Raw genomic sequence first — 26,805 nt, 5'->3', positions numbered from 1 at the left:
CACGCATTCTCCTATTCTGGATTCTTTTCCTCAAATGGATTTACATGCACGAAAACATCCTGCACTTCCTCCTCCATTGTCATCAATGATTCCTTTACCTGCTTCCCGATTGCATGTCCCTCCTCTACAGTAATATAAGGATCTACTCCTATCTTTATATCAATTATAACGTAATGCCCATGTTCCCGTGCAAAAAATTCATCTACATGACGTACGCCGTGAACTTGTTCTGCATTCTTAATCATCTGCACCGTATCTTCGGAATGAAGCACATGATCAAGCACATTGTGTATAGAATCTTTTCCCAGCTTCCAGGCCATTCTCATGATCAGCAGCGAGACAAATAATCCTGCTAGAAGGTCTCCGTATGTTAGAAAATCAATATTATAGGCGCCCCGGCAATAGAAGCTCCTATTCCAATTAAAGCGGCAATCGATGAGAAGACGTCGGAGCGGTGGTGCCAGGCGTCTGTTATAATAGCCTCGCTTTTGTATTTTACCCCCAGCTTATATTTATAGCGGAACATGCCTTCCTTTACTATTATAGAGAAAATGACCGCGTATAATGCCAGAGTTCCCGGCACTGCTACGGGTTCTGATATATCCTGCAGTGCATTTAAGCCTATTTCAAACCCGACGACAAACAGAAGCACAGCAACGATTATAGCCGTCAGGGTTTCTGCCTTTCCGTGGCCGTATGGATGATCAGCATCAGGAGGCAGTTTGGCTGCGCGGATACCGACCAGCACCGCTACTGATCCTACTACATCCGCCGCAGAGTGGGCAGCATCAGCCACGAGGGCACGGCTGTCTGCGATAATGCCAATAATAAATTTTATAATGGCTAAAATAATGTTCCCAAAGATGCCGACCATCGCTCCGAAGCGCACCATTTTATACCGATGTTCCTGAAAGTCGTTCATCGCTACCATTCCTTTATCTTTGTATCCTTTTTTCCGTTTTAAAAGATAGAAAAAACCATGGCATAAACCATGGCCTTTTCCTTATAACGTTGGTTCTGCTTTTTTTCGGCTTCTTTTTTCTGCTGTTTTTGTATGCTTTTCCATTTCCACGATACCCATAACTGAGCAGCAAGGAATAAAGAAGAATACGTTCCGGCAATAAGCCCGATAATTAAAGCAAAGGAGAACGAGCGTATTGCTTCGCCGCCGAATACATAAAGGGATACTGCCGCAAATACAACGGTAAGAACTGTGCTGATGGAACGGCCCAGCGTCTGATTTAAACTTTTATCCACTACAGCAGAGAGATGCTCAAAGGTCGAAACCTCTTCTTCTTTCGCCATATTCTCGCGGATCCGGTCAAACGTAACGATCGTATCGTTGATCGAATAACCGACGATGGTCAGGACGGCCGCAATGAATGGCACATTCACTTCCAATTGCAGCGCACTGAATACAACAATAATAAAAAACGCATCATGAAACAGGGCGACGATAGCCGCAAGCGCATATAAAAATTGAAAACGGATCGTCACATAAATAATGATGCCGACCGCTGCGATGAGTACCGAAATCAAGGCATTCATGGCAAGCTCTTCTCCTACCTGCGGAGAGACGGTGCTGATATTAGGCTCCTGTCCATAGTTATCAATAAAATATGTCTGCACTTCACTGATTTCCCCTTGATCCAGAGCGCCGATAAATCGTGCATGGGCGATTTCCCCATTGTCTCCGGCAAGCGTAATGTCATCCGGTTCATAACCATCACCAATAGAAGCAAAATCTTCCTGAACCTGCTCAGCGGTCAGTGGATCTCCGGAAGATACTTCCACCCGGGATCCGCTCTCAAAGTCGATACCGAGATTTAAACGGATCGTAACCAGCAGGGCAATACCTATAGCTGCCATTACAAGGGATATCATAAAAAACTTTTTTCTGTGTTTGACGAATGGAATTTCTTTTCTACGTTTACTGCCGAGCATCAATGTCACGCTCCTTTATTCCAAACACTCTTGGCTTTTTGTTGAATATACGGCTTTTCACCCATAAACCGAGGAGAAATCTCGTTAATAGAACAGCGGTTAAAAAGCTCGTCAAAATACTGACAATAAGCACGACAGCAAATCCTTGAACAGAGCTGGTACCATAATAAAACAGCACGCCTGCAGCAATAATCGTCGTAATGTTGGCATCAACAATAGTGGAGAAAGAACGGCTCGTTCCTAATTTAAAGGCGCTGATGACCGATCTTCCTTCACGCAGCTCCTCTTTAATCCGCTCATAGGTAATAATGTTGGCATCTACTGCCATACCTACACCAAGGACAAGGGCTGCAAGCCCAGGCAGGGTAAGAACACCCTGCATCCAGTTGAAGACAACCAGAACGACATAAATATAACTTGTCAGGGAAATGATCGATATAACTCCCATAAATCTATAGTAGAAAAGCATAAACGCAAAAATCAGGCCGATGCCGATAAATCCGGCGAATATCGTCTGTTCCATCGCTTCTTCTCCCAACGATGCGCCAACAGCATTGGAGTAGATCTCTTCAAGTTCGACCGGAAGGGATCCGGAATTTAGAATCTCAGCCAGAAATTCTGCTTCTTCAAGTTCAAAGTTTCCTTCTATCTGAACGGTATCAGTGTAAAGAGGTTCGTTAACGGAAGGCGCAGATAAAAACTTAGGATCTTCTTTCTGGGATTCCTCCATAAAAGAATCTCCTTCTTCATAATCCAGCCAAATAACCATTAAGTTCTCCGGTGGAGGATATTCTTCAATCACCTGCTCCGTTACCCGGCCAAACTCATCTCCGTCCCGAAGTCCGACGGAAACAACAGGTTGATTGCCCTGGTCAAAATTGACGCTTGCGCCGCTTTCCTGAAGATCATCACCGGAGAGGAGGACGTTATCATCTATGTCCCGGAAGCTCAGGTCGGCTTCGGTGGCTAGAAGTTCCCGGGCCTGCTGCTGATCGTCTATTCCCGCCAGCTGCACCCTGATACGGTTATCTCCTTCTATAGATATATTGGGCTCAGATACCCCAAGGACGTTTACACGCTGATCAAGGGCACTGACCGTTGACTGCATCGTCTCCTCTGTTACTTCTCCCTCACCGCCTGGGTTATTGACTTCATATAATATCTCAAAGCCTCCCTGCAGATCTAGCCCGAGATTAATGCTTTTGGCGGTATTGAGCACCGTCTGGGACATCAGTCCCCCAATAGCAAGGACGATGAGAAAAAAGATAACAATTCTCGATTTTTTTATCATACTTCGGTACATCCTCTCTATACACTGTCTCAAGGTAGCTTTTTTCATGAAAAAACTTGGCAGTGCTGCCAAGTTTGCTGATACAGGCTTATTTCCACAGAACATGCTAATTATACGGATGTATTTAAATTAATGTCAAATCACTTTTTCCCAATGCAGCTTTTGGTTCAAGAACGGGCACTCGGGTATTCTCAATATCTTCTAATATGGACGCCAGCTGATTGCCGCTGCGGCTCTTTTCTTCGAGGTCAATATAGGAATTAATCGTAAGGCGGTTCATATAGTCACTCATTTTAAGATGAAGAATATCCTGAATTACTTTATGTAAATGCACTCTTTTTTTCCATGTTCGTTCGTTCTCAAGTAAATACTGCCAAATAGTCTCTTCTGTTACGTTAATATAGCCGAGCATATGAAACTCTTCCTTTTTACTTTGCAGCGCCGGATGCACTAAATCTTTCCAATTGCTGACTGAATATAGCATATTTCAGCTCCTTTACCTGTTCTGTGCTTCTATTTATTTAACCTCATGGATCTCTTCTTTTATTTAGCAGGGGAGAGCGCAAAGAAAAAGCTGTCTCCCAAAATTAATAAAATGGAGAAACAGCTGTTTTTACAATGGAAGTACTTTAATCTTCGTTTACTACCTCTTTAACCGCACTGCGGTCAAAAGTCAGTCTGTTGCTTCCATCTACAACGATAACTAGTTTGTTTTCGTCTATTGCATCAATGGTGCCGTGAAGGCCTCCAATTGTGACGATGCGGTCTCCTTTTTGGAGATTGGAATGCATCTGTGTGATCTGCTTTTGTTTCTTCTGCTGTGGACGAATAAGCAGAAAATAAAAAATAGCAAACATAGCACGAGCATAATATTGCTTCCATGATTTGTCCCTCCCTTCACTGATTAAAAAAACTAAAAGTTTTTGGCATTTTCTTTATTAAAGCCGTATGCCTCGAAATACTCTTCCCTGAAATCGAGGAGCCTGTCGTCACGTATAGCCTGGCGGACCTGCTCCATTAAGTTTAACAGGAAATAAAGATTGTGATAAGAAGTGAGCCTGAAACCAAATGATTCATTGCATTTCACCAAATGACGTATGTAAGCTCTGGAATAATTTTTGCAAACATGGCAGTCACATTTCTCATCAATTGGTCTGAAGTCGCGGGCAAACTTTGCATTTCTAACGACAAGACGGCCGGAACTTGTCATGCACGTCCCGTTTCTTGCAATTCGAGTCGGAAGACGCAGTCAAACATATCGATGCCGGATCGCTCCATCTATTAGAGAATCGGCAGATCCTACACCCATCAATACCTTGGCTTGTTGTCCGGAAGAAGCGGAGTCGTATTCCAGCACACGATTCATGATTTCTTTCGGCTCTCCAACTGATAGACCGCCTATAGCATAACCCGGAAAGTCGAGAGAAATCAATTCTTTCGCCGATTGTTTACGAAAATGTTCATATTCTCCTCCCTGCACAATACCAAATAGTCCCTGCGTATCCGGATTAGCATGGGCTCCCAGACAGCGTTCCGCCCATCTGGACGTTCTCTCTACACTGGCTTTCATGTACTCTTCACTTGCCGGATGAGGAGGACATTCATCAAATGCCATCATAATATCCGGTCCGAGGTCATTTTGAATCTGCATTGCTTTTTCAGGGATAAGAACAGCTTTTCTCCACTTATATGGTTTCTAAAGTGGACCCTTCTTCTTTAATCCCTGAGCTTGCTTAAGCTGAACACTTGAAATCCACCGGAGTCAGTTAGAATCGGCTTGTTCCAGTTCATAAATTTATGCAGCCGCCGGCTTCTTTAATGATGTCTTCCCGGGTCTGATCCATAAATGATACGTATTGCTTAAAATAATCTGGGCGTGCATTTCTTCTAGTTCATCCGGACTGATCGTCTTAACAGTAGCCATTGTTCCTACCGGCATAAATATCGGGGTTTCAATCACTCCGTGCGGAGTATGGATTTTCCCGAGTCTTGCCCCGGATTGTTTGCACGTCTTTATCAGTTCATAACGGATCGCGCTCATGTGACGCCCCCTCCCTTTTTAATAAACATAGCATCTCCAAAGCTGAAAAATCTGTACTTGTTCTTCACTGCCTCTTCGTAGGCTCCCAATATTGTATCTTTCCCGGCTAGTGCGCTGACCAGCATCACAAGCGTTGACTTCGGAAGATGAAAATTGGTAAGCAGTGCGTCAATTCCTGAAAAAGAATAGCCTGGATAGATGAAAATATTGGTCCACCCTGACCCGGCAGTAAACAAGCCGTCGTTCTGACCGGCAATGGTTTCAAGCGTTCGGGCCGATGTGGTTCCTACGGCTGTTATAGTGCCGCCTGAACGTCTTACTTCATTCAGCGTGTCAGCGGCCTGCTGTTTTAACTCATAAAATTCAGAGTGCATGTCATGATCCTCTATGGAATCCACCGAAACAGGCCGAAACGTGCCAAGGCCGACATGAAGGGTAAGGGGAACAATATGAACGCCCTGCTCCTCCAGCTCTTGAAGCAGGCCTTCTGTAAAATGCAGGCCGGCCGTCGGCGCAGCGGCTGAACCATTGTTTTCCGCATATACCGTCTGATAGCGCTCCTGATCTTCAAGCTTTTCTTTAATATAAGGAGGCAGCGGCATTTCCCCAAGCGATTCCAGGATTTCCAGAAACACTCCCTCATATGAAAATTGAAGAATACGACCGCCGTGCTCCTGCAGCTCCGTACATTCAGCCGTAAGCTTTCCTCCGCCGAACGTAATAACGGTTCCTGCTTTAATTTTTTTAGCAGGCTTTACAAGCGTTTCCCACTTATCGTTTTCGAGCTGCTTTAACAGCAGTATTTCAATGGCAGCACCTGTATCTTTTTCACCAATCAACCGGGCCGGCAGCACACGTGTATCATTAATGACCAGCGCATCGCCCTTTTGAAGAAACTGTTTGATTGCTGTGAACCTGCGGTGTTCAACAGCACCTGATAGAGGATCGACTACCATCAGCCGGGAGCGGTCTCTATTGAGCAGAGGAGTCTGGGCAATCAGCTCCTCCGGAAGTTCAAAATCAAAATCTTGTACGTTCATTTCCAATATTCCTTTCTATACATGCCGTTTAACGAAAACGGCCTATGACAAATAAGATCAAAGATAACACGATACTTATAATGATGGAAGTAGCGAGCGGGAAATAAAACGAAGTATTTTCTCCTTTAAAGAAAAAGTCCCCGGGCAGCCGTCCTAATGAAATAAAACGGCCTCCTACCTGCCAGATCACACCGAACAGGATCAGCGCAGCACCCAGGCCGATTAGAAGCTTTGGGATATCGTTCACCGCTCCGGCACCTCCAGCTGGAAATGTTCATACACTTTGGCACTGACCATCCGGCCTCTTGGGCTCCTTATGAGAAAACCAATCTGAAGCAGATACGGCTCATATACATCTTCCAGCGTATGGGATTCTTCCCCAATAGACGCTGCTACCGCTTCGACTCCAACCGGTCCACCGGCAAATGTCTCCATAATGCTTTTCAGCAGCTTATGGTCAATATGATCCAGCCCAAGCTTATCCACTTGAAGCTTCTCCAGCGCATTTCGTGCAATTTCCTCTGTGACGAGGCCGTCGCCCTGTACCATGGCAAAATCACGAACCCGGCGCAGTAACCTATTGGCAATTCGCGGAGTTCCTCTTGAACGCCTTGCCATTTCATAAGATGCTTCTTCGGTAATATCGAGCTGAAACAAATCAGCACTGCGGGCTACAATTTTAGCCAGTTCCTCCGGCTGATAATATTCCAGGCGGGCATGCACACCAAACCGGTCCCGTAGAGGAGCTGTAAGCATCCCCGCTCTTGTTGTTGCCCCAATCAATGTGAACGGCGGAAGGTCAAGCCTTACCGAACGCGCCGTCGCCTCTTTTCCTATCATGATATCAATGCAGAAATCCTCCATTGCAGGATAGAGCACCTCTTCAATCGTACGGGGAAGACGATGGATTTCGTCAATGAACAAAACATCCCCCGGCTCCAGAGCGGTAAGGACCGCTGCCAGATCGCCGGGTTTTTCAATCGCCGGACCAGAGGTTGTTTTGATGTTTACGCCCATTTCATTAGCAATAATCATTGCAAGGGTCGTCTTACCAAGACCAGGCGGACCATATAACAGAACATGATCCAGGCATTCTTCCCTCATTTTGGCGGCCTCTATAAAAATACTTAAATTATCTTTTACTTTATGCTGTCCAATGTATTCTGAAAACTGCAGAGGACGAAGACCGCTTTCCATCGATTGATCATCGTTGGTTGCCTCCTGGGATACGATACGGTCATCCATTACTGCTCACCACCATTTATTCATTCGTCTCTCCATTAGGAGAGCATCCACTGCAGGGCTTTTCTAACGTATTCATCTGCGCTCAGCTGTTCTTTTGCAAGCTTTGGCTTCACTTTTTGGATCTCTTTCTCTCCATACCCAAGCGCTCTCAGCGCTTCCAGTGCTTCCTCAAGCGGCTGATCGAACAAGGGTCCGGACGCACTCGGCGCTGCCAGAAAACCTTCTTCCCCGATAATGTCCTGAAGTTTTCCTTTTAAGTCCAATATCATCTGTCGCGCTGTTTTTTTTCCGACACCGGGAAATTTCACTAAAAATGCTTCATTTTCATTCTCTACAGCTTCCACAACCTGAAGCGGCGCACCCGCTGCCAGAATGGCCAAAGCCCCTTTCGGACCAATTCCAGACACCTGGAGAAGCCGCTCAAACAGTTCCCGCTCTTTTCTGGATTTAAAACCATAAAGTCTTAGTATATCTTCTCTTACATACTGATAGGTATATACCGTATTTTCTTCATTCAGCTGAAAAACAAAAGGGTTGGCGCAGTATATTAAATAACCAATACCGCCGACTTCCACCGTGACGGTGTCCCCTTCTGCACGTACCACTCTGCCTGTTACATATTCTATCAATCAAGACACCCTTCCCCATCCTGCGAACATACTTTCCCTAATCCTATCAAAAAAGCAGGCGTTTGGGTATTACTGATTTAGTTGTTCCTGTGTTTCATTCCAGGCAAAATTGTGATGAACGTCCTGAACATCGTCATTTTCTTCAAGTACGTCAATCAGCTTTATCATTGCTTCTGCGTGCTCGTCATTAAGTTCTACTGTCGTTTCAGGTTCCATCAGCACTTCTGCCTTCTCTATTTTATACCCTTTGCCTTCAAGCTCAGCTCTTACTTTCTCATGTTCTTTAACCGGTACGGTTACCGTAAATACTTCTTCCTCCCGCTCCACGTCGTCGGCTCCGGCTTCAATGGCATCAAGCATAGCCGTTTCTTCATCTACTTCTTCTGCAGAAAGAAAAATATAGCCGTTTTTGTGAAACATAAAAGCAACACATCCGCTTTCACCCATATTGCCGCCGTTCTTATTGAAAGCATGGCGGATCTCGGCAACGGAGCGGTTTTTATTATCAGTGAGTACTTCGACCATAACTGCAGCGCCTCCGGGACCGTAACCCTCGTACGTAATTTCTTCGTACTGGATGCCGCTTGTATCACCGGATGCCTTTTTAATGGTGCGCTCTACATTATCCCCGGGAATATTTTCGGCTTTTGCTTTTGCAATCGCAGAACGAAGCCTTAGGTTTGTGGAGGGGTCATCTCCAGCTTCACGTACAGCAGCAAAAATTTCTTTGGAAAGCTTCGTGAAAATTTTTGCCCGCTTTGCATCCTGTCTTTCTTTTCTATGCTTGATATTATTCCATTTTGAGTGCCCTGCCATAACAGATCTCTCCTCTATTTTATCTTGATAAATAGCTGTTTTTCCTTTAAAGTCAATTAGACCAGGTACCGTAAATAAGCACACTAGGAGCATATACAATGAATAATTCGGATAAAATGCTCGGCGAAGCACGCCGTAACCAAATACTAAAGTGGCTTGAGGACGCTTCTTCTCCTTTAACAGGAAGTGAATTAGCTAAACGAACTAAAGTCAGCCGGCAGGTAATTGTTCAGGATGTCTCCCTCTTAAAAGCGAAAGGCAGCCCGATTCTTGCCACGGCTCAGGGCTATATTCTCGTTTCTGCACAGGCTCCGACTACCGTTCAACGAAAAATAGCCTGCTATCACCTCTCTGATATAGAAACGACGCAGAAAGAGCTTCAGATTGTAGTAGATTATGGAGCAACAGTGGTGGATGTTTCCGTAGATCATCCTATTTACGGCGACCTTACGGCATCTTTATTAATAAAAAACCGTTACGATATCGGACAGTTTATTCAAAAGATTTCCAGCACAAACGCTGCGCTTCTCTCAGAGCTTACCGGCGGCACGCACATGCACACGATTGAAGCTGCTTCTGAACAAATTTTAGAGAATGTATGTGAGGCATTAGAAAAAGAAGGATTTCTTCTTTCCTAATGACCGCCTTGTTGAAGAAAAGCCGATTCCTATTTAGGAATTGGCTTTTTTTGGGTACTTTCTATTTCTTCCACGGAGAATAGACAGGGATAGCTCCCTAAAATACGAACTCCACAGCCAAGCGCTTCGAGCTCTGCTACCGCACCGGGCAGCAGAACATCATCCATCAGCTGATCTACATCAATAACAAAAAAATAGTTGCCTATTCCTGTCTTCATCGGTCTGGACTCAATTTTCGTCAAGTTCAGCTTTCTCCAGGCGAAGGCAGACAGTACTTGGTGAAGCGCACCGGAGAAATCCGAAGGAAGGGTGACCATCAGAGTTGTTTTATCCCCTGTTCTGCTTGAAACCGGCTGTAATTCCTTCGAAGCTTCTCTGGAAAGTACGACAAATCTTGTGTGATTGTTTTCATAATCATGAATGTTTTCATTAACGATCGTTAATCCATACTGCTCGGCAGCCAGCACATTGGCTACTGCTGCTGCATTCATGGATGGATCCTCATAAATTTTCCCGGCTGCAGCCGAAGTCGAATTCGTATAATGCAGGCCGGCTCCAGGAAGCACATCTGTTAAGAAATCATGGCACTGGGCAATAGCATGTGGATGAGAGTATACATCCTCTACTTTTCTCCACTCGGCAGCCCGGGAAGGATGCACCATTAGATGCTGTTCAATCGGAACCGTTATTTCTCCAATTATAGGAAGGTTATGTTTGTGAATTAAATAGTCCAGCGTCATGTTTACTGATCCCTCTATCGTATTTTCAAGAGGAATAACCGCCCGGTCAATATGTTCGGCTGCAAGGGCGTCCATACATGCCGGAATAGTCTCAAATGGAACAAGCTCTTCATCTGTAAAAATAGAAACTGCCGCCATTTCAGTAAATGTCCCTTTCGGGCCGAGATATCCTATCTTATTCATACTCATCGTTCCTTCCTTGTTTCAATAAATTTACAATGACCCTGATCCAACTACTTCTGCTTTTTCTACAGCAGGCATAGCCTGTATCCTGCGTACAAGCTCTCTTATTTCCATATTTAAAGCAGACGTGTCTACTGTAAGTGTTACGTTAGCTCTTCCCTGCAGAGGAATACTCTGATTGATCGTTAATACATTGGCATTCGCCCGCGCCATCAGCGCAAGCAGCTCTGAAAGCGATCCGGATTTATCCACAAGCTGTATAGATAATGTAATAATCTGTTCTTGTATCATTTGATGAAAAGGGAACACTGCGTCTTTATATTTATAAAAAGCGCTCCGGCTTAAGTTGACTTCAGCTGCTGCATCAGCCACTCTTGCCACTTTTCCGCTTTCCAGAATAGCCTTTGCAGCCAACGTTTTCTGCATCGCTTCTGTCAGCAGATCCTGACGCACTAAATAAAATTGGTCCATTTTCTCTGCCAATACGTTTCACCGCCACTAACCATGGTCGATACCATCATTTTCATACTAATTATACATTATAAAGACTTGCCCGCTGTTTTACAACAAGCGGGCAAGTCCAAGGTATTCTAGCCTTCCATAAATTCGAATTCAAAGTCAAGCAGTTTGACGATATCGCCATGCTTGGCTCCTTTTTCCCGGAGGGCACTGTCTATTCCCATATGTCTCATCTGGCGGGAGAACTTTTTAACAGACTCATCGCGCATCATATCTGTCATTTTAAAGCGGCGCTCAATTTCTTTTCCTGAAATAATATACGTGCCGTCTTCATCAATTGTAATTTCAAAAGCCTGCTTTTCTTTATCGAACGAATACAGCACTCTTTGTTCCTTATCCACGTGGTCTTCGTATAGAGGAAACTCAGGAGTTGTATCGATCAGCTCTGCAACCGTGCGGAGCAGATTCGTAAGTCCGCTCTTTGTTAAAGCAGAAACAGGGAAGACCTGGAGATCTTGTGGTGCTTTTTCCAGAAAAGCATCAAGTCTCTCCTGGGCTTCGGGCATATCCATCTTGTTTGCCACAACAACCTGCGGCCGCTCGAGCAGGCGCATATTGTACTGCTTAAGCTCTTCATTGATTTTTAAATAATCATCGTAGGGATCTCTATCTTCTATGCCGGACATATCCAGAACATGTACAATCACACGTGTTCTTTCTATGTGGCGGAGAAATTGGTGGCCGAGCCCTACTCCCTCATGCGCCCCTTCAATTAAACCAGGAAGATCAGCCATAACGAAGCTGACTCCTTCTTTTACATTAACGACGCCAAGGTTTGGCTTTAACGTAGTAAACGGATAATCGGCGATTTTAGGACGCGCTGAGGAAACGACGCTTAATATGGTTGACTTTCCAACACTTGGAAAACCTACAAGACCGACATCAGCAAGAACCTTCAGCTCAAGCGTTACGTTTCGGTCGCCTGCCGGCTCCCCTTTTTCACTAAGTTCCGGAGCCGGATTGGAAGGAGAGGCAAATCTTGAATTCCCTCGTCCTCCACGACCGCCTTTGATAATAACAGCGCGCTGCCCGTGATCCACGAGGTCGGCCAGAGCCTGTCCCGTTTCATCATCGGTAACAATCGTGCCCGGCGGAACTTTAATGATTAAATCATCGGCTCCTCTGCCGTGCTGGTTCTTTGGACGGCCATGTTCGCCGGGTTTTGCTTTGAAATGTTTCTTGTAGCGGAAATCCATTAACGTACGAAGGCCTTCGTCTACTTCAAATATAACGTCGGCACCTCTTCCACCATCGCCTCCGGCGGGGCCGCCGTCCGGTACGTATTTCTCGCGCCGGAATGCCACCATGCCATCGCCGCCGTCACCGGCTTTCAGGTAGACTTTTACTCTATCTACAAACACATGCTTCACTCCTTATTTTTTATTTAGTACAAATACCAATTCCTGCCCGTTTGCTACGATATTCTCTACATAACAGCTGGATGAAACCTTCCACTCGGCAAGCCATTCCTGCATGTTTTCCATATCCTCGATGCCGCCTTGAAAATCAAATTCAATATAAGGTTTTTCCTGGAGATGGAAGCTCACGAGAAGATTCGGGTCTGTTGTACTGTCGGACTGTTCATTGAGCTTTTCAAAAAAATGGGTAAAAAACTTCAGCCAGCAATTTTCATGCTGTGCACAATCTATTGGTTTACCGATCATTTCAATATCTAAATGAAATTTCTGCCACTGCCAATTGAAGGTAATTAATGTATAAGCAAGGTCCGGTGTATTCAAATCGGACAGCTTTGCTTCATGCTCCGCACGTCTTGTTACTTCATTAAGGATGTCATAAACGCGATCTTTTCGATCGAGCTGCAGATTCCCTTTTATAACCTGTACAATATTCATCCAGTCATGCCTGGAATGTCGAAGAATATTTAGTTTATCTTTTTCCTGCAATACTCAGCACTTCCCAGTTTGTGACGTTAGAATACATACAAGCACATCTATGAAATGAAATCTATTACGATTCGTTATAAGAGAGCCGTGCGGCCCGTTTTCTTAAGCATCAGTTTTTCTTATCGTACCACTAATTCCCCGGTGAAAACCAGATCAGCTTATAAATCGTCCAGAATTGAATGTACCTGACATTGAATGAAATAACAACTAAAACTTTCGCAGCGAGCCTCTCCCCGTCGGTTGAATCCGTCGGGATGCAGGATAATATTTCTTTTTATCAGCCTCATTCTCCTATACAATAAAATGATAAAGTTCTCTTTGCATTAAAGCTATATTTAGAAACGAGGGATAGGGCATGCAGGATGAAAACTATATTTATGGAAATACACCATGTTACTTAGGAAGTACCAATGTTTCCGGCGACTGGAAAAAAGCAGCCGGCCAGGATGTGCTGTTTTACGGGGTTCCCTGGGAAGGTGCCGTAACCTGGGGTGACTTTACAGGCTGTGAGCTTGCTCCTAAAGTGATCAGACTCAGCTCTGCCCGATACAGCGGCTATCTGCCTGAACTTGATCACATAGATGTAAAGGAACACTTTACAATGGGCGACGCAGGCGATATTGATGTGGTTCCGTCCGATGTAGAAGAAACGATGGAACGTATCGGCGCTTTTGCTGATAAAGCATGGGACAGCGGTGCTTTCTCCATAGCATTCGGGGGAGATCACGGTATCACCTATCCTATTGTTAAAGCGCTGGCCTCCAAAGGGAAAAAAGTGGGTATTATTCATATGGATGCCCATTACGACAACAACGATAACTCCATGGGAGACCCATACGGCAGAGGCGCACCGTTTGCCCGTCTTTATGAAACCGAAGGAGTCCGCAACGAAAAGCCTCGTTCACCTGGGCATTCACGGTCCCAGAAACAAGCCGGAAAATGGACGCAGCGCGAAGGAAGCCGGGGCGGTGACACTTACGCTTAACGACATTCGAAAAAACGGAAGTAATCTGGAGGCATTTGCTGATGAAGTATATGCCATTGCCGCTGAACAGACAGATGCCGTTTACTTAAGTATCTGCAGCGACGTACTGGATCATGCTTATAATCCGGGTGGACCTATTGATGGAAACGGCCTTCACTCTCATGAACTGTTAACACTTATTCACGCTTTTGCTAAAAAAGGACTGATCGGCATGGATTACGTAGAGGTTTATCCGCAGCAGGATCCAAACGACTTTTCCTCTCATTTTGTAACCAATGCTGTGCTTTATGCTTTAGCCGGACACCAGCTTTCCAAAAAGTAATTTTGACCTTTCTTCATTTAAAAAAACGACCGCTATTATTAAAAATAACCTCGTGCCCTTATCACCAGGGCACGAGGTTATTCTTTGTTCAGCGGCTTTTAAGAGCGTTCCGTTTTTTGCTTCTATTTATTATTGACCACGCAGCACAAATTGGACGGCTTTCTCTCCCTGAAGTATACAATCAGGAAGTCCGACGCCTTCAAAGGCTGCTCCACCTGCATACACGTTTGGAAACTTATCAGCAAGATGCTGTCTCACTCTCGCGAGCGACTGCTTATGACCAATTTCATACTGCGGCATAGACTGCCTCCATCTTGTGACGAGAAAATCGGAAGGCTCTGCCTGAATCTGCATAATCTTTTCCAAATCATGACGTACTGCATTCAGTATTTCCTCATCCGTTTTTTCGACAATATCTTCTCCGCCGGGCTTTCCTACATAACAGCGGATCAACGCTTTTCCCTCAGGAGCGGAGTGCTTCCATTTGCGGTGGGTCCACGTGCAGGCCGTTATCGTATAGTCCGTTTTTTTGGAGACAACAAACCCGGTCCCGTCAAATGCTTCCGGTACCTCCCCGGCTTCGAACGCCATCGATATCGTCGCTACTGTCGTCGATCTGATGCTTCCAAGTGTTTCCTCAACGACTGGATCCTGAAGCAGTTTTGATGTTATATGAGGCGGCGTCGCCAGAATAACATGGTCCACTTCTTCTGTAGATCCATCTTTAAAATACAGCATCATACCCCGATCCGTTTTTGAAAGGCGTTCTATTGTTGTATCTTTATGGACAGCCTCTTCTTTCAGATGATTTTCCATGGCTTCCACTAAAGAATACAGACCTCTTTCAAAGCTGAGAAACGCCCCCTTTTTCTTAGAGGACTCTTCATTTTTGTCAGGAGCCGGCGGTTTGAGACCGCGCATAAGACTCTGATGCTTCTGCTCGGCTTCAAAAAACTGGGGATAGGTTGCATGCAGACTTAGTTTATCTATATCTCCGGCATACACGCCTGACAACAGCGGATCGATTAAATAATCAACCGCTTCGCTGCCCAGACGGCGGCGGAAAAACCCTCCAAGAGACTGGTCCTCTTCCGGAGAGCTTTTCGGTATGACTAAATCAGCTAAGGCTCTTACTTTCCCTTTAAAGCTGAGAAGCGGTGTCTGCCAGAAAGGCATCCATTTCGTCGGAACGCCCATAACTGACCCTTTAGGTATCGGGTGCAGGCTGTCTTTTTTCAGAATATACGCCTGGCCGGCAAAGTTGGAAACCAGCTCTTTGTCAATGCCGACTTCTTTTGCAAGCCGGGAAGCACTTTCTTTTCTGGCGAGAAACGAATCAGGTCCTCTTTCCATGACAAAACCATGCCGGTACTCTGTCTGTATCTTTCCTCCGAGCCTGCCGCTGCTCTCATACAGTTTAAATTCCATGTCTAGATCATTTGCCATAATCGCTTTCTGCAGATAATAAGCAGCAGTAAGGCCGGTAATCCCGCCTCCAATAATAGCTGTTTTAGTCGTCATACCATTCACTTCTCTACGCTGGCATTCATTTTGCCTTCAATAACATTAGCCAGCGCATTTAGAAATTCAGGCTTTGCATTAGGCATCTCGGGACGATAATACGCAGCGCCTACTTCATCTGTCGCAGCTTTACACTCTACGTCGTTATCAAATAAAACTTCCAGATGATCCGTTACAAATCCTACCGGACAGTAAACAAACGCTTCAAATCCTTTATTTCGGGCCAGATCCTTTGTTAAATCCTGTACATCGGGACCAATCCATGGATCCGGCGTGTTGCCTTCACTCTGCCAGCCGATATCAAAATGCTTGATGCCCGCCTGCTCGGCTATCATTTCAGCGGTTTCCCGAAGCTGTTCCGGATAAGGATCGCCGTTGGCGAGAATTTTCTCCGGAAGGCTGTGTGCGGAAAAAATAACGCAGGTTTTATTTTCGTCTTCTACTTCTGCCAGCGTTTCTTTTACTTGATTGACCCAATAGTCAATGAAAAGCGGCTCTTTGTACCAGCTTTCTACGCTGTGTATAATGGGTCCGTTAATTTTTTCAGACGTTTCTTTTGCACGTCCGTTGTACGATTTGACACTGAATGTGGAAAAGTGAGGAGCCAGAACGATGCTGTATGCTTCTTCAATTCCATCTTCTTTCATCTGTTCTACAGCCTCTTCGATAAATGGATCAATGTGCTTGAGGCCTAGGTACATCACAAATTCCACATCATCATGACGACTGTTCAGAACAGCTGTCAGGCCATTTGCCTGATCATCGGTCAGCTTTGCCAGCGGAGAAATGCCCCCAATCGCTTTATAACGCGACACCAAGTCTTCCAAAGCTTCTTCAGAAGGCTTTCTCCCCCGGCGGATATGAGTGTAATAAGGCTCTACTTCTTCCAGGCTTCTCGGCGTTCCGTAAGCCATTACGAGGAGTCCAATTTTCTTTTTCATGTTAATTACTCTCCTTTGCCTGTCTAGTATAGTCATGAACAAACGCAGTCAGTCGTTTTAACACTTGAGGATCTACTTCTGGAAATACGCCGTGTCCCAGATTAAAAATATACGAATTATTTTTAATACCTTCATCAAGTATCGGCTTAACCTGTTCTTCAATTTTCTCCCATGGAGCCAAAAGCAGGGACGGATCAAGATTTCCCTGCAGCGCTTTATTTACGCCGGAACGTCTTGCTTCTCCAATACTTGTTCTCCAGTCGAGTCCCATTACATCAATAGGCAGGTCATTCCATTCCTGCATCAGATGCCCGGCACCTACACCGAACATAATAAATGGCACATCTTCTCTTTGCAGCTCTGTAAATATTCTGTTCATTACCGGTTTTACGAAAGTCCGGTAATCCGCTGCATTTAAAGCGCCGACCCACGAATCAAAAATCTGAATGGCTCCGGCTCCGGCTTCTATCTGTGCTTTTATATACACAACCGTCATATCAGCAAGCTTGTTCATGAGCAGATGCCATGCCTCCGGCTTTGCGTGCATAAATGCTTTGGTGTGGTGATAATTTTTGGATGGTCCTCCTTCGATCATGTAGCTCGCCAATGTGAATGGAGCACCGCTGAATCCGATTAATGGAACATTCAGCTGTTTTTCCAGCAGCGAAATCGTATCAAAAACATACGGCACATCCGCTTTCGGATGTAATTCGCCCAGCGCTTCAATATCGCGCATAGAGCGGATTGGATTGGAAATAACCGGACCAATACCGGATTTAATTTCCACGTCTACTCCCATAGCTGGAAGCGGCGTCATAATATCTTTATATAAAACAGCTGCATCATTATCATACTGGTCAACCGGAAGCTTCGTTACATACGCACATAATTCCGGCTGATGGGTAATTTCAAACAATGAATACTTTTCTTTGATTTTACGGTACTCCGGCTGAGACCTTCCCGCCTGTCTCATATACCAAACCGGCACATGATCTGTCGCCTCGCCTCTGCAAGCTTTTAAAAACCGGTCGTTGAATGGCATGTTCATCTCCTGCACCCCTTTTAACTGCACTGATATCATATCGGTGGCCTGTCTTATTCTGTGTGAATTCCATATCATTTTTACCATACTCTTGTCTGAATGTCATGTATAGTACTTATGGCAAAGAGTCATTAATTGTCCATAACGCTCTCTACTGGAAATAATTCCTCAAAAAAAGACCGGCACTAAAAAAGTGCCGGCTGTCTTCTTTAAGAGGCAGATCCCCAAATGGAACCAACTTCTACTTCCGTAATATTGGAAGGATCGCCTTCCTGGTTGGTCTGGGAATTGAATGGAACCACTTTATAATCTTTTAAAGAAAAGACATTCACTCCTTCTACCGTGTAAGAGCCTTCTCCCTGAATTTCAGCGATTTCCGTTTCTTCGTCTCCATCTATTTCATAGAGCTTATACTTAACCCGATCGTCTTCAGACGGCGTCCAGGTAAGCTGTACGTTAATTAGTCCGGATCCTTTGAAACTTAACGAAGAATCCAGGTCATCTACTTCCCCCATATCGATTGGGTCTGCCAGGTCCTGAACGCCTTCCGGCTTTTCGAATTCCTGCTGGGAGGCTGTCTGCTCCTCCGGAAGTCTGTTGATAATTTCTTTAAATAAAGTAACGGCATACGCACTGCCGCCATTCAGATAGTTCTCCTCTGTGGTCTGGTCATATCCATCCACAAAGCACCTGTCCACTCCGGCGTGTAGCCGGCAAACCATGCATCTCTTGCCGCGTCATCAACGGCTTCGAATGAGGTGGTTCCGGTCTTTCCGCCAAAGCGTAGGATGTGTCTCCGCCTGCCGCTCCGGTTCCTTCCATTACAGCCTGCTCCAGCATTCTTGTCATATACCAGGCGTTCTGCGGAGTCGTCACTTCGGCTTCGCTTATCTCACGCTCGGCAATCGTTTCTCCGCTGCGGTCTTCAATCTTTTCTATGAAATATGGTTCTACTTTCATGCCGTTATTGGAAAACGACGTATACGCTCTCGCCATTTCAAGAGTGGATGTTCCTTCGTCCATTCCCCCTAGAGCAACGCCGAGGCCTTCCTCTTCCACATGAATACCGGCTTTTTCCATCCAGCTGCTGCTGTAGCTTTCTCCGATTTGGTCATAAAGCCATACCGCAGACGTATTCGTAGACTCAATAACTGCCTCCGACATAGAGACTTCTCCTTTGTATTCATCATTATTATTAGAAGGTTCATATCCGTCGTAATCAATTTTTTCATCTACGAGCATGGAATAAGGCTGATAATCTCCGGTATCCAGTGCCGGTCCGTAAACCGCCAGCGGCTTCATTGCAGATCCAGGCTGCCGTTTTAATGTCGTCCGGTTCAAACCCTGACGGACGTATTCTCTTCCGCCCTGCACAGCGGTTACCCCTCCGGTATCACTGTCCATCATGAAAAAAGAGGCTTCACTTCTGGCTTCGGAAGACTCCGGAAAGTAACTGCTGTCCTGAAATAAATCATAGGAAGTCTGCTGCATATCGTTGTTCATAGGGACCGTTATCGTATAACCACCACGATATACTTCTTCTGCGCTTATACTATACGTATTCTCTGCTTCTGCTAACACCATATCAATATATGTGTAGTAAGCCGGATTATTTTCGGTACGGTGCAGTTCGGAAGGGACGGTTCTTCCCTCGGCCGCTACAGCTTCTTCTGCATTGATAAAGCCGTGTCTTTCCATCACAGAAAGGACTACATCACGACGGTCTTTTGAACCCTCCGGATTGTCGACCGGTGAATATGTTGTTGGTGCCTTTGGCATGCCGGCAAGCAGAGCTGCCTCATCAATAGTCAATTCAGACGCATCTTTATTGAAATACATCTCGGAAGCCGCTTGAATCCCGTATGCCCCATGACCAAAGTATATTTGATTCAAGTAGTATCCAAGAATTTCATCTTTGCTGAATTTCCGCTCCAGCCCCATGGCAATAAGTACTTCTTTTGTTTTTCTCATTAAAGATTTGTCATTTGTTAAAAAGGCGTTCTTGGCCAGCTGCTGTGTGAGCGTGCTTCCGCCTTCCACCGCTGCCCCCGCCTGTATGTCACGATACAGCGCACGTCCTATAGCTCTTGGGTCTATTCCCTGATGCTGGTAGAAACGCACATCTTCAATCGCCACAAACGCTTCCTTTACGTGATCAGGGAGCTCTTCAATATTAACTAAATCCCTGTTTTCTTCCTGCAGCTCTGCAATGAGCTCTCCATCTTCATCTTCGAGTACCGACGTTTCGTTCATGACGAGTTCTTTTTCATCAATAGCTGCCGCGCCGATAACGACAGAAGAAAGATAAATGCCAAAGCTTAATATGATAAATGCTGCACCGAGCGCCAGTACAACGAACCATTTCTTTTTTAACATGTTCGTGTTCCTTTCTTAACTGTCTTCCATATTTCTTTCTGGATTAAAAACCTTTACAATTGAGTGAAGCGGTTTATTTTAATCAGCAGAACCTGAAAGCCTGTATCCGCTTTTTCATCATTCTTTATACCAGTCGTTTCTTAAGGAGGAAAAGTTACATGAGCTATGCCTGCTTCGGCAAAAAGCCGTCCGATACTCTTATTACGAACGCGTCTGTAAAAATGATTCATTTGTCTGCTGAAACAGAAAATCATGCTGCAGCTGACGCGTGGTATGCCGAAGGCCTTGAGAACACTTTGAAGCCCGAAGCTACACACACGATTATCAATCAAATTGGTACACTTCCGGTCCATTCCTATGTTGTCTGCAACAACGTTCCCGTGCTCGCGGATAAGCAGCCTCAATTTGAGGAACGGTTTCTACAAAGAGCCGGAAAGGTGGAAAAAGAACCCGGCTTTGAAGCTATACGTATTTTAAAGCCAATTCATTCAGATGTAAATGTCATCATCACTTTCTGGCGCGATGCTTCTTTTTTTACAGATTGGCAGGAATCTTCCGCTTATAAAGAAGCGCATAAACATAGAAACACGAAACAAGGTTTATCAAAAAGTATCTTCTCCCGTCCTTCCTATGTCGAATACTACAATGGTATTGTCCATCCGGACGGCAGAAGCGATGATTAAATGAGGTGGCCGTATTGAGTGAAATAAGTATTTGGCTTGCTTTCGGAGCGGGCGTCATATTTTTTTGTCCCCCTGTATTTTCCCATTAATACCAGCTTATTTAGCCCAGCTTACCGGCACTGTTATTACAGACAGCAAGGTAGTGGCTTCACGAAGCATGATTCTTTCCAGAAGCATTGGATTTATTATGGGATTCACGATTATTTTTCTCTTATTAGGAGCATCCTCTACATTTCTCGGACAGCAGTTTTCCCGATGGGGAAACATGATTGAACAGCTCGGTGCCGTAGTTATTGTTCTATTCGGTCTGCAGATGGCGGGTATTATTTCCATCCGTGCCTGCTTTCTGAAGCGCCTACATAAAAAACCAACTCATTCGTCGAGCTTTCTCGGATCCATTTCGCTCGGGTTGATTTTTGCAGCAGGATGGTCCCCCTGCATCGGTCTTGTTCTCGGCTCTATTCTAGCTATGGCAAGCCAGTCGGAGACATTGTATTCCGGAATGGCCATGCTGTTATTTTATTCCGCCGGACTTGGCGTCCCTTTTATTATCGTAGCCCTGCTGTATTCCAGATCGCTGAACAAATTGAAACGCTGGAACAAATGGCTGCCACGCCTTCAACGATCGGGCGGATACATTATGATTGCTTTAGGAATTATGCTTTTCACCGGGCATTTCCAGATGATATCGAGCTACCTCGCCCGGTTTGTACCATTTGGCATTTAAATAAATAATCATTATTGATGGCTCGGCCATACACGGAAAGGAAGAATACAATGACGACAGAAACATCTTTATATGAGCTGCTTGACAGCCGCTATGAGGAAATGGTGGAAATAAGAAGACACCTTCACCAGCATCCAGAACTTTCTTTTGAAGAGGAAAATACGCCGGCTTATATTGCGGACTACCATGAAAAGCTCGGCCTTGAAGTTCAGACAAAAGTCGGGGGACGCGGCGTTGTATCGACATTAAAAGGAGGACGCCCAGGCCCTGTAGTAGCTCTTCGCGCCGACTTTGACGCTCTCCCTATTCATGAGCAGACCGGCCTTCCCTTCTCCTCTAAGGTGGACGGAGTAATGCACGCCTGCGGCCACGACGGCCACACGGCTACGCTTCTTGTTCTGGCTAAATGCTTAACAGAAATGAAAGAGGATATTGAAGGTACCGTTGTTTTTATACATCAGCATGCTGAAGAATTTGCTCCCGGCGGCGCAATCGAGATGATTAATGATGGCTGTCTTAAAGGAGTGGACGTTATCTTCGGCACCCACCTTTGGGCGACTACGCCATATGGCACGGTTCAGCACTGCACCGGACCGATGATGGCAGCAGCAGACCGGTTCGAAATTAAAATTCTCGGCCAGGGCGGGCATGGCGCGATGCCTCATTTAACAAAAGACGCCGTTCTTATCGGCTCCCAGCTCGTTACCCAGATCCAGCAGATTGTCAGCCGCTATGTAGATCCCCAGAAACCTGCGGTCGTATCCATTGGTTCTTTTGAAGCTTCTAATGCGTTCAATGTTATCGCAGACAGCGCTAAGCTGATCGGAACGGTGCGGACGTTTGACGCGGACGTAAGAGACCTGATTGAAAAAGAACTGGAAGTAATAACCAACGGCATTGTTTCCAGCTGGGGGCAGAGGCTGATTTTAATTATTACCGCGGCTACCCGCCTGTGGTAAACCATGAGAACGAAACAGCTTATTTAGCTGCCTGTGCCTCTGCTGTTCCGGGAGTGGAAAAAACAGAAGAAATGAAGCCGGAAATGGGTGGAGAGGATTTCGCCTACTACCTCGAAAATGTGAAGGGCAGCTTTTTCTTCACAGGCGCAGAAAATCCGGAATGGACAAAAACGTACCCCCATCATCATCCTAAATTTGATATTGATGAAAGAGCGATGCTGACGGCTGCCAAGGTTATGGCCAAGGCCGTTGTGGATTATCCAGGCCAGGTTTAAATAATCAAAAAAAGAGGCTCCTCCCACTAGGGAAGAGCCTCTTTTGATTATTCTGCGGTTACATAAAAATCCATCCCATACATAAAGTAAGGCAGCGCCAGTCTGATATATTCTTCCGGCGCAATGGAACTGCTTTGTTTCCAGTCGACGGAGGCACCGTAAATTCCCCAGCTCAGCATAAATGCGGCTATCCTTAACGATTCATCGCTGTCTGTCTGATGCTGTTTGAGCAGCGCCTGGTAAAATATAGCTTCCAGCTTTTTTTTAATAATTGCCTCAATCGTAACCGAAAAAGCCTGAAAGCTTCTTCTGCACTGCGAGGATAAGGATAGATGAAACGTTGTAATCGATAAAAAGATACTCACAATAGTATCTTCCGTAAGCTTTTCATGCTGGGCAATTTCATTGCTTACATTCATCATGAGATCTTCCGTTAATGACTTCTCCAGCAGGTCATATTTATCTGTAAAATGAGAATAAAACGTAGCCCGGTTTACCGTCGCTTCTGCTGTAATATCCTTAATCGTGATGTCTTTTACATCTTTTTTCATCGCCAGTTCAATAAAAGAATCCATAATTAATTTTCTTGTCCGTTTAATGCGCGGGTCTATTTTCGTTTCGTTCATCGTCATATGCGTGCTCATCCTCTCTACTTATTAGACATTTCGTCCATATGTTGTTTAAACAATAAAAGCAGGAACTATTGGTTGATTAACATATTAAAAGTCTATATAGTGTGATTATACAACAAGTGTTGGATAAACGAACCTTGTTTTTAAAACTTTACAATAAACGGAGGAATTATTTCATGAATGTATTAGTAGTAAAAGCAAATAACCGTCCTGATGGAATCTCTACAAAGATGTACGAAACTTTTCTGGAGAACGTCAGGATCAAGAAAATTTAAATGTAAACACATTGATGTGTTTGAAGAAGATATGCCTTACTTGGCCAGGATCTATTCAATGCATTTGGCAAGATCCAAAACGACGGAGAGCTTTCCGATGTAGAACAGCGCATCGTTAATGCCAAGCAGAAAGCTAAAGACGCGCTTGCAGCAGCAGACGTTCTTGTTTTGCTTCCCACTTGGAACCTACTATTCCAGCTAAGCTTCAGACATTTATTGACTATATTGCAGAAGCAGGATTCACGTTCAAGTATGACCAGAACGGAAACCTTGAGCAGTTGATGTCCGAGAAGAAGTTATTCTTCTGAACGCCCGCGGTGGTGTATATTCCCTTCCGGAAGCAGCTCCAATGGACATGTCCGTCACTTACATGCGCAACCTGTTCGGCGGACTGTACGGCATGGATATTATTAACGAAATCATTATTGAAGGCCACAATGCAATGCCTGAGAAATCTGAAGAAATTGTTCAGGACGGTCTTGCTGAAGTAAAAGCTGCTGCCGAAAACCTTTCTTACCAAAACGCATAATTTTATCTATACAAAAAACCATTTTCAGGCCGGGCTACCGCCCGCTTGAAAATGGTTTTTTTGCGCTAGGAAAGCTCCAGCCTGTTTTTCGGCTTCTGCCGGGAAAGATAATAGCTAAGCAGCAGTCCTGCTCCCAGAATAAACAGGGAAAATAGCATATACGTGCCAAGAAGAAGATATGCCCCTGCAAAAAGAACAGACTGCAGCATTAAAAGGCGAAGCACTAAAAACTGAAACGAATATTCTTTTTCGGATAATGCCAGCGGATAAAGATCCGGCCAGATATTCGTGTCAAAATGATACCATAAGGTTCGAAGCTGCACGCCGGTTAAATAAACAAACAGCACGCTTACGAGAACTCTCAGCCATTCAAACGGAAAGGCATACATCACGAGACATCCTACGAGCAGCAGCCTGGCATACATGCCCAAGTACTCACCTGATCGTACAAACGCTTTAACATACATATACCTGTAGGCTTTGTCTTTTTGAAAAGGCATCCGCTCGGCCAGTCCGGACAGCCACCTTCTTCTTTTCACCGGCGATTTAATAAACGGTACATCCGCAAACGACTGAATAAAACGGTAAAAAGAAGACAAACGGCGCTGTTCCATTAAAAAGACTGCTTCCCACTTCAGTGCGTATTTTTTGGCAAGTCTTCCATGCCAAAAAGCGTATACGCCCGCCATGACAGCAAGCAGAATGACGGCCATAAGCCAGGACGCGTCAGCGAATACAATGTATAAAAGAGAAGCCGTCAGTATAACTCTTCCTGCAAGAAGGCCGAATCTCACCCGGTGATCCTGAAGCCTCCACTCTGCCCAGGCTGATGCAATATTCCAGCCTTTTACCGCCAGGATAATGACAAGGACAAGCAGAAAGGAATTGGATTCTTCAAACAGCCGATTTTGATAAAGCGGTCCAAGTATAAAATACAGCAGCACAATAAACAACGATTGAAGCGTGTACGAATACACCACGCTTTTTCTAAAATATGAACGCATCTGATTTTCCACCGGTAATAAAAAGACCATATCCGCCTCTTTCAAAAAGGTCCGGATCGGATTTCTCGTTAAAAAATAGGTGAATAAAAGTGTGAACAGCTCAAGTACAGGTACATATGCCGGCAGCCATTCCAGAAATGCCGGATACATAAATCCTCCCACCAGAAACAGGGCATAGATACTGAACATAAACCCGCTGTTGGCCACCAGTCTTAAATAGCGCATAGCTGTACCCGCAAATTCACCGGCACGTTCTTCCCAGAGCCGATCCAGCGTCCCCATGTTAGATCGCTCCTTTTGCAACTTCGATGTATAGATCATCCAGCAGTGCTCCAGGCATTCCTGCCTGCTCCTGAAGTTCCTCCATCGTTCCCTGCAGCTTGATACGACCTTCATGCAGAACGATAAACCGATCACAATACCGCTCTGCAGTCGCCAGAATATGTGTAGACATTAGTATTCCGGCACCTTCATTTTTCATTTTCACCATCATATCAAGAAGCGCTTTAATGGCCAGCGGATCCAGGCCGATAAATGGTTCATCTACAATGTAGAGTTCAGGTTCAATTAGAAACGCACACATAATCATTACTTTCTGGCGCATTCCTTTGGAAAAGTGACTTGGAAACCAATTTTTCATTTTTGTCATCCGGTATTCTTCCATGAGACGCTCTGCCCGCTCTTCGAATACCTTTTCCTCTATTCCATAGGCCATCGCTGTTAATCGCATGTGCTCCCAAAGCGTTAACTCATCGTATAAAATAGGCGTTTCCGGGATATAGGTGAAGTGCCTGCGGTATTCTTCAGGTCCCTCCATCAGCCGCTTACCGTGGATACTTACCGTTCCTTCTATCGCTTCCATTAACCCAAGCACGTGTTTAATCGTGGTACTTTTCCCGGCTCCGTTCAAGCCGATTAAGCCGACAATTTCATTTTGCTTCACGGTGAAATTCAATCCGTGCAGGACTGGTTTATGAACGTTGTATCCTCCGCTCATGTTTTGTACATTCAGCAAGTCCGCCATTATAAAAGCTCCTTTTATGTAAAAATTGAAGTAGTGTGATTACGACTGCTTGAAAATTATATCATAATTTCCTATTTTTCTGACTGCGGCCTGAATCCTTTCTATAAGAAAAAGATCAGGAAAGCACTGATAGAAATAATACACCCCTTTCTCGGAAAAACAAAAGGAACCACTCTTTAACAAGAGACAGGTTCCTTCGTTTTTAACCTTCATATCTTTTCTTTAGGCCAGCTGCGGAATTCACTGACTCTGCGTGTGTCATGAAACTCTTTAAAATGCCTTACCATTTCTTCGTAGGAAATACCGCTGTTAACAAATGCTTTTCCATAATCATAAGAGCTTTCCGGCGGGAGGGCTTCCACACGGTATCCTTCCCCTAGATCAAGTGCCTGAACAATTTCGATGTCTAAATCGGAATGAACATATCCCAAAGACACAAATTCCAGTTCTTGTTGAGTAATATCAGCCAGCGTTTCTTCCACTGCTGCCAGGTTGGATCGATGACTTCCCCTTTAGCTGT

At 45.0% G+C, this 26,805-nt stretch carries 27 protein-coding genes and 5 pseudogenes; 6 read left to right on the top strand and 26 right to left on the bottom strand.

Annotated elements, in window-relative coordinates:
* Positions 1-11: 11 nt before the first annotated feature.
* From MMY81_RS20465 to MMY81_RS20405, 13 genes and pseudogenes are all read right to left on the bottom strand, one after another.
* Positions 12-922, bottom strand: a pseudogene (locus MMY81_RS20465) (cation diffusion facilitator family transporter).
* Positions 923-960: 38 nt separating this feature from the next.
* A complete protein-coding gene (gene secF, locus MMY81_RS20460) occupies positions 961-1,944 on the bottom strand; it encodes a protein translocase subunit SecF (protein WP_252314314.1) in 984 nt (327 codons plus the stop codon).
* The gene (secD, locus tag MMY81_RS20455; protein WP_252314313.1) at positions 1,931-3,235 is read right to left on the bottom strand and encodes a protein translocase subunit SecD; all 1,305 of its coding nucleotides are present in this window, start codon (positions 3,233-3,235) and stop codon (positions 1,931-1,933) included. Before secD ends, secF begins: the two co-directional genes overlap by 14 nt.
* A 124-nt stretch (positions 3,236-3,359) precedes the next feature.
* Entirely contained in the window at positions 3,360-3,719 is a 360-nt protein-coding gene (locus MMY81_RS20450) for a post-transcriptional regulator (RefSeq protein WP_252314312.1), read from the bottom strand.
* Between the two features lie 145 nt (positions 3,720-3,864).
* Positions 3,865-4,092 (bottom strand): preprotein translocase subunit YajC, encoded by a 228-nt coding sequence (gene yajC / locus MMY81_RS20445; RefSeq protein ID WP_252314311.1) that lies wholly within the window; start codon positions 4,090-4,092, stop codon positions 3,865-3,867.
* 56 nt (positions 4,093-4,148) lie between these two features.
* A pseudogene (tgt, locus tag MMY81_RS20440) lies at positions 4,149-4,901 on the bottom strand (tRNA guanosine(34) transglycosylase Tgt).
* 50 nt (positions 4,902-4,951) lie between these two features.
* Positions 4,952-5,026 carry a hypothetical protein gene (locus tag MMY81_RS20435; RefSeq protein WP_252314369.1) on the bottom strand — a complete coding sequence of 25 codons (75 nt, stop codon included), beginning with the start codon at positions 5,024-5,026 and terminating at the stop codon, positions 4,952-4,954.
* 4 nt (positions 5,027-5,030) lie between these two features.
* Positions 5,031-5,276: a tRNA-guanine transglycosylase gene (locus MMY81_RS20430; protein ID WP_252314310.1), complete on the bottom strand. Its 246-nt coding sequence runs from the start codon at positions 5,274-5,276 to the stop codon at positions 5,031-5,033.
* Positions 5,273-6,316, bottom strand: coding sequence for a tRNA preQ1(34) S-adenosylmethionine ribosyltransferase-isomerase QueA (queA, locus tag MMY81_RS20425; protein WP_252314309.1), 1,044 nt, complete (start codon positions 6,314-6,316; stop codon positions 5,273-5,275). Before queA ends, MMY81_RS20430 begins: the two co-directional genes overlap by 4 nt.
* Positions 6,317-6,344: 28 nt before the next feature.
* Positions 6,345-6,563 (bottom strand): DUF2905 domain-containing protein, encoded by a 219-nt coding sequence (locus tag MMY81_RS20420; protein WP_252314308.1) that lies wholly within the window; start codon positions 6,561-6,563, stop codon positions 6,345-6,347.
* Positions 6,560-7,561 carry a Holliday junction branch migration DNA helicase RuvB gene (ruvB, locus tag MMY81_RS20415; protein WP_252314307.1) on the bottom strand — a complete coding sequence of 334 codons (1,002 nt, stop codon included), beginning with the start codon at positions 7,559-7,561 and terminating at the stop codon, positions 6,560-6,562. Before ruvB ends, MMY81_RS20420 begins: the two co-directional genes overlap by 4 nt.
* A gap of 35 nt (positions 7,562-7,596) precedes the next feature.
* Complete coding sequence (gene ruvA, locus MMY81_RS20410; protein WP_252314306.1) at positions 7,597-8,190, bottom strand: Holliday junction branch migration protein RuvA; 594 nt, start codon at positions 8,188-8,190, stop codon at positions 7,597-7,599.
* Positions 8,191-8,259: 69 nt separating this feature from the next.
* Positions 8,260-9,006, bottom strand: coding sequence for a YebC/PmpR family DNA-binding transcriptional regulator (locus MMY81_RS20405; RefSeq protein WP_252314305.1), 747 nt, complete (start codon positions 9,004-9,006; stop codon positions 8,260-8,262).
* Positions 9,007-9,104: 98 nt separating this feature from the next.
* On the opposite strand from MMY81_RS20405, the gene MMY81_RS20400 reads away from it, so the two are divergent.
* Entirely contained in the window at positions 9,105-9,644 is a 540-nt protein-coding gene (locus MMY81_RS20400; protein WP_252314304.1) for a transcription repressor NadR, read from the top strand.
* 29 nt (positions 9,645-9,673) lie between these two features.
* Here the strand turns inward: MMY81_RS20400 and pheA are convergent, their stop codons facing one another.
* The 4 genes from pheA to MMY81_RS20380 all read right to left on the bottom strand — a co-directional run bounded on the left by pheA (position 9,674) and on the right by MMY81_RS20380 (position 12,990).
* Complete coding sequence (pheA, locus tag MMY81_RS20395; protein ID WP_252314303.1) at positions 9,674-10,567, bottom strand: prephenate dehydratase; 894 nt, start codon at positions 10,565-10,567, stop codon at positions 9,674-9,676.
* Positions 10,568-10,597: 30 nt separating this feature from the next.
* Positions 10,598-11,038, bottom strand: a complete 441-nt coding sequence (locus tag MMY81_RS20390; protein ID WP_120193590.1) for an ACT domain-containing protein — start codon at positions 11,036-11,038, stop codon at positions 10,598-10,600.
* Between the two features lie 119 nt (positions 11,039-11,157).
* Positions 11,158-12,447: a GTPase ObgE gene (obgE, locus tag MMY81_RS20385; protein ID WP_252314302.1), complete on the bottom strand. Its 1,290-nt coding sequence runs from the start codon at positions 12,445-12,447 to the stop codon at positions 11,158-11,160.
* A gap of 12 nt (positions 12,448-12,459) precedes the next feature.
* A complete protein-coding gene (locus MMY81_RS20380) occupies positions 12,460-12,990 on the bottom strand; it encodes a Spo0B C-terminal domain-containing protein (RefSeq protein ID WP_252314301.1) in 531 nt (176 codons plus the stop codon).
* A gap of 355 nt (positions 12,991-13,345) precedes the next feature.
* On the opposite strand from MMY81_RS20380, the pseudogene MMY81_RS20375 reads away from it, so the two are divergent.
* Positions 13,346-14,297: pseudogene (locus MMY81_RS20375) on the top strand (agmatinase family protein).
* A 129-nt stretch (positions 14,298-14,426) separates the two neighbouring features.
* On the opposite strand, the gene hemY reads toward MMY81_RS20375, so the two are convergent.
* The 5 genes from hemY to MMY81_RS20350 form a co-directional block, all read right to left on the bottom strand.
* A complete protein-coding gene (gene hemY / locus MMY81_RS20370; RefSeq protein ID WP_252314300.1) occupies positions 14,427-15,818 on the bottom strand; it encodes a protoporphyrinogen oxidase in 1,392 nt (463 codons plus the stop codon).
* A 5-nt stretch (positions 15,819-15,823) separates the two neighbouring features.
* On the bottom strand, positions 15,824-16,759 hold the full coding sequence (gene hemH, locus MMY81_RS20365) for a ferrochelatase (RefSeq protein ID WP_252314299.1): 936 nt from the start codon (positions 16,757-16,759) through the stop codon (positions 15,824-15,826).
* A gap of 1 nt (position 16,760) precedes the next feature.
* Positions 16,761-17,807 carry a uroporphyrinogen decarboxylase gene (hemE, locus tag MMY81_RS20360; RefSeq protein ID WP_252314368.1) on the bottom strand — a complete coding sequence of 349 codons (1,047 nt, stop codon included), beginning with the start codon at positions 17,805-17,807 and terminating at the stop codon, positions 16,761-16,763.
* Positions 17,808-18,010: 203 nt separating this feature from the next.
* The gene (locus MMY81_RS20355) at positions 18,011-18,484 is read right to left on the bottom strand and encodes a hypothetical protein (RefSeq protein WP_252314298.1); all 474 of its coding nucleotides are present in this window, start codon (positions 18,482-18,484) and stop codon (positions 18,011-18,013) included.
* Positions 18,471-20,177 (bottom strand): transglycosylase domain-containing protein, encoded by a 1,707-nt coding sequence (locus MMY81_RS20350; protein ID WP_252314297.1) that lies wholly within the window; start codon positions 20,175-20,177, stop codon positions 18,471-18,473. Before MMY81_RS20350 ends, MMY81_RS20355 begins: the two co-directional genes overlap by 14 nt.
* A gap of 158 nt (positions 20,178-20,335) precedes the next feature.
* On the opposite strand from MMY81_RS20350, the gene MMY81_RS20345 reads away from it, so the two are divergent.
* The 3 genes and pseudogenes from MMY81_RS20345 (at position 20,336) to MMY81_RS20335 (ending at position 22,821) form a co-directional block, all read left to right on the top strand.
* Positions 20,336-20,860, top strand: coding sequence for an antibiotic biosynthesis monooxygenase family protein (locus tag MMY81_RS20345; RefSeq protein ID WP_252314296.1), 525 nt, complete (start codon positions 20,336-20,338; stop codon positions 20,858-20,860).
* A 64-nt stretch (positions 20,861-20,924) separates the two neighbouring features.
* Positions 20,925-21,587: a cytochrome c biogenesis CcdA family protein gene (locus tag MMY81_RS20340; protein WP_308215418.1), complete on the top strand. Its 663-nt coding sequence runs from the start codon at positions 20,925-20,927 to the stop codon at positions 21,585-21,587.
* A gap of 50 nt (positions 21,588-21,637) precedes the next feature.
* A pseudogene (locus MMY81_RS20335) lies at positions 21,638-22,821 on the top strand (M20 family metallopeptidase).
* Positions 22,822-22,868: 47 nt separating this feature from the next.
* On the opposite strand, the gene MMY81_RS20330 reads toward MMY81_RS20335, so the two are convergent.
* Positions 22,869-23,453, bottom strand: a complete 585-nt coding sequence (locus tag MMY81_RS20330) for a TetR/AcrR family transcriptional regulator (protein WP_308215417.1) — start codon at positions 23,451-23,453, stop codon at positions 22,869-22,871.
* A gap of 176 nt (positions 23,454-23,629) precedes the next feature.
* On the opposite strand from MMY81_RS20330, the pseudogene MMY81_RS35575 reads away from it, so the two are divergent.
* Positions 23,630-24,257 (top strand): annotated as a pseudogene (locus MMY81_RS35575) (NAD(P)H-dependent oxidoreductase).
* 65 nt (positions 24,258-24,322) lie between these two features.
* Here the strand turns inward: MMY81_RS35575 and MMY81_RS20315 are convergent.
* The 3 genes from MMY81_RS20315 to MMY81_RS20305 form a co-directional block, all read right to left on the bottom strand.
* Complete coding sequence (locus MMY81_RS20315; protein WP_252314293.1) at positions 24,323-25,543, bottom strand: ABC transporter permease; 1,221 nt, start codon at positions 25,541-25,543, stop codon at positions 24,323-24,325.
* Position 25,544: 1 nt separating this feature from the next.
* Positions 25,545-26,285, bottom strand: a complete 741-nt coding sequence (locus MMY81_RS20310; RefSeq protein ID WP_252314292.1) for an ABC transporter ATP-binding protein — start codon at positions 26,283-26,285, stop codon at positions 25,545-25,547.
* A gap of 209 nt (positions 26,286-26,494) precedes the next feature.
* A complete protein-coding gene (locus tag MMY81_RS20305) occupies positions 26,495-26,767 on the bottom strand; it encodes a hypothetical protein (protein WP_252314291.1) in 273 nt (90 codons plus the stop codon).
* Positions 26,768-26,805: the final 38 nt, after the last annotated feature.

This window comes from Sinobaca sp. H24 (assembly GCF_023845525.1).
The sequence above is the reverse complement of the archived record's forward strand: the minus strand, read 5'-3'. Positions and strand labels throughout refer to the sequence as shown.

Excerpts from the sequence above, each read along its gene's own strand:
- MMY81_RS20330 (WP_308215417.1), bottom strand. The coding sequence starts at position 23,453 with ATGACGATGAACGAAACGAAAATAGACCCGCGCATTAAACGGACAAGA.
- hemY (WP_252314300.1), bottom strand. The coding sequence starts at position 15,818 with ATGACGACTAAAACAGCTATTATTGGAGGCGGGATTACCGGCCTTACT.
- MMY81_RS20400 (WP_252314304.1), top strand. The coding sequence starts at position 9,105 with ATGAATAATTCGGATAAAATGCTCGGCGAAGCACGCCGTAACCAAATA.
- hemH (WP_252314299.1), bottom strand. The coding sequence starts at position 16,759 with ATGAAAAAGAAAATTGGACTCCTCGTAATGGCTTACGGAACGCCGAGA.
- secF (WP_252314314.1), bottom strand. The coding sequence starts at position 1,944 with ATGCTCGGCAGTAAACGTAGAAAAGAAATTCCATTCGTCAAACACAGA.
- MMY81_RS20350 (WP_252314297.1), bottom strand. The coding sequence starts at position 20,177 with ATGTTAAAAAAGAAATGGTTCGTTGTACTGGCGCTCGGTGCAGCATTT.
- ruvB (WP_252314307.1), bottom strand. The coding sequence starts at position 7,561 with ATGGATGACCGTATCGTATCCCAGGAGGCAACCAACGATGATCAATCG.
- MMY81_RS20450 (WP_252314312.1), bottom strand. The coding sequence starts at position 3,719 with ATGCTATATTCAGTCAGCAATTGGAAAGATTTAGTGCATCCGGCGCTG.
- MMY81_RS20390 (WP_120193590.1), bottom strand. The coding sequence starts at position 11,038 with ATGGACCAATTTTATTTAGTGCGTCAGGATCTGCTGACAGAAGCGATG.
- MMY81_RS20430 (WP_252314310.1), bottom strand. The coding sequence starts at position 5,276 with ATGAGCGCGATCCGTTATGAACTGATAAAGACGTGCAAACAATCCGGG.
- MMY81_RS20315 (WP_252314293.1), bottom strand. The coding sequence starts at position 25,543 with ATGGGGACGCTGGATCGGCTCTGGGAAGAACGTGCCGGTGAATTTGCG.
- pheA (WP_252314303.1), bottom strand. The coding sequence starts at position 10,567 with ATGAATAAGATAGGATATCTCGGCCCGAAAGGGACATTTACTGAAATG.
- MMY81_RS20345 (WP_252314296.1), top strand. The coding sequence starts at position 20,336 with ATGAGCTATGCCTGCTTCGGCAAAAAGCCGTCCGATACTCTTATTACG.
- yajC (WP_252314311.1), bottom strand. The coding sequence starts at position 4,092 with ATGTTTGCTATTTTTTATTTTCTGCTTATTCGTCCACAGCAGAAGAAA.
- queA (WP_252314309.1), bottom strand. The coding sequence starts at position 6,316 with ATGAACGTACAAGATTTTGATTTTGAACTTCCGGAGGAGCTGATTGCC.
- hemE (WP_252314368.1), bottom strand. The coding sequence starts at position 17,807 with ATGAACATGCCATTCAACGACCGGTTTTTAAAAGCTTGCAGAGGCGAG.
- MMY81_RS20310 (WP_252314292.1), bottom strand. The coding sequence starts at position 26,285 with ATGGCGGACTTGCTGAATGTACAAAACATGAGCGGAGGATACAACGTT.
- secD (WP_252314313.1), bottom strand. The coding sequence starts at position 3,235 with ATGATAAAAAAATCGAGAATTGTTATCTTTTTTCTCATCGTCCTTGCT.
- MMY81_RS20405 (WP_252314305.1), bottom strand. The coding sequence starts at position 9,006 with ATGGCAGGGCACTCAAAATGGAATAATATCAAGCATAGAAAAGAAAGA.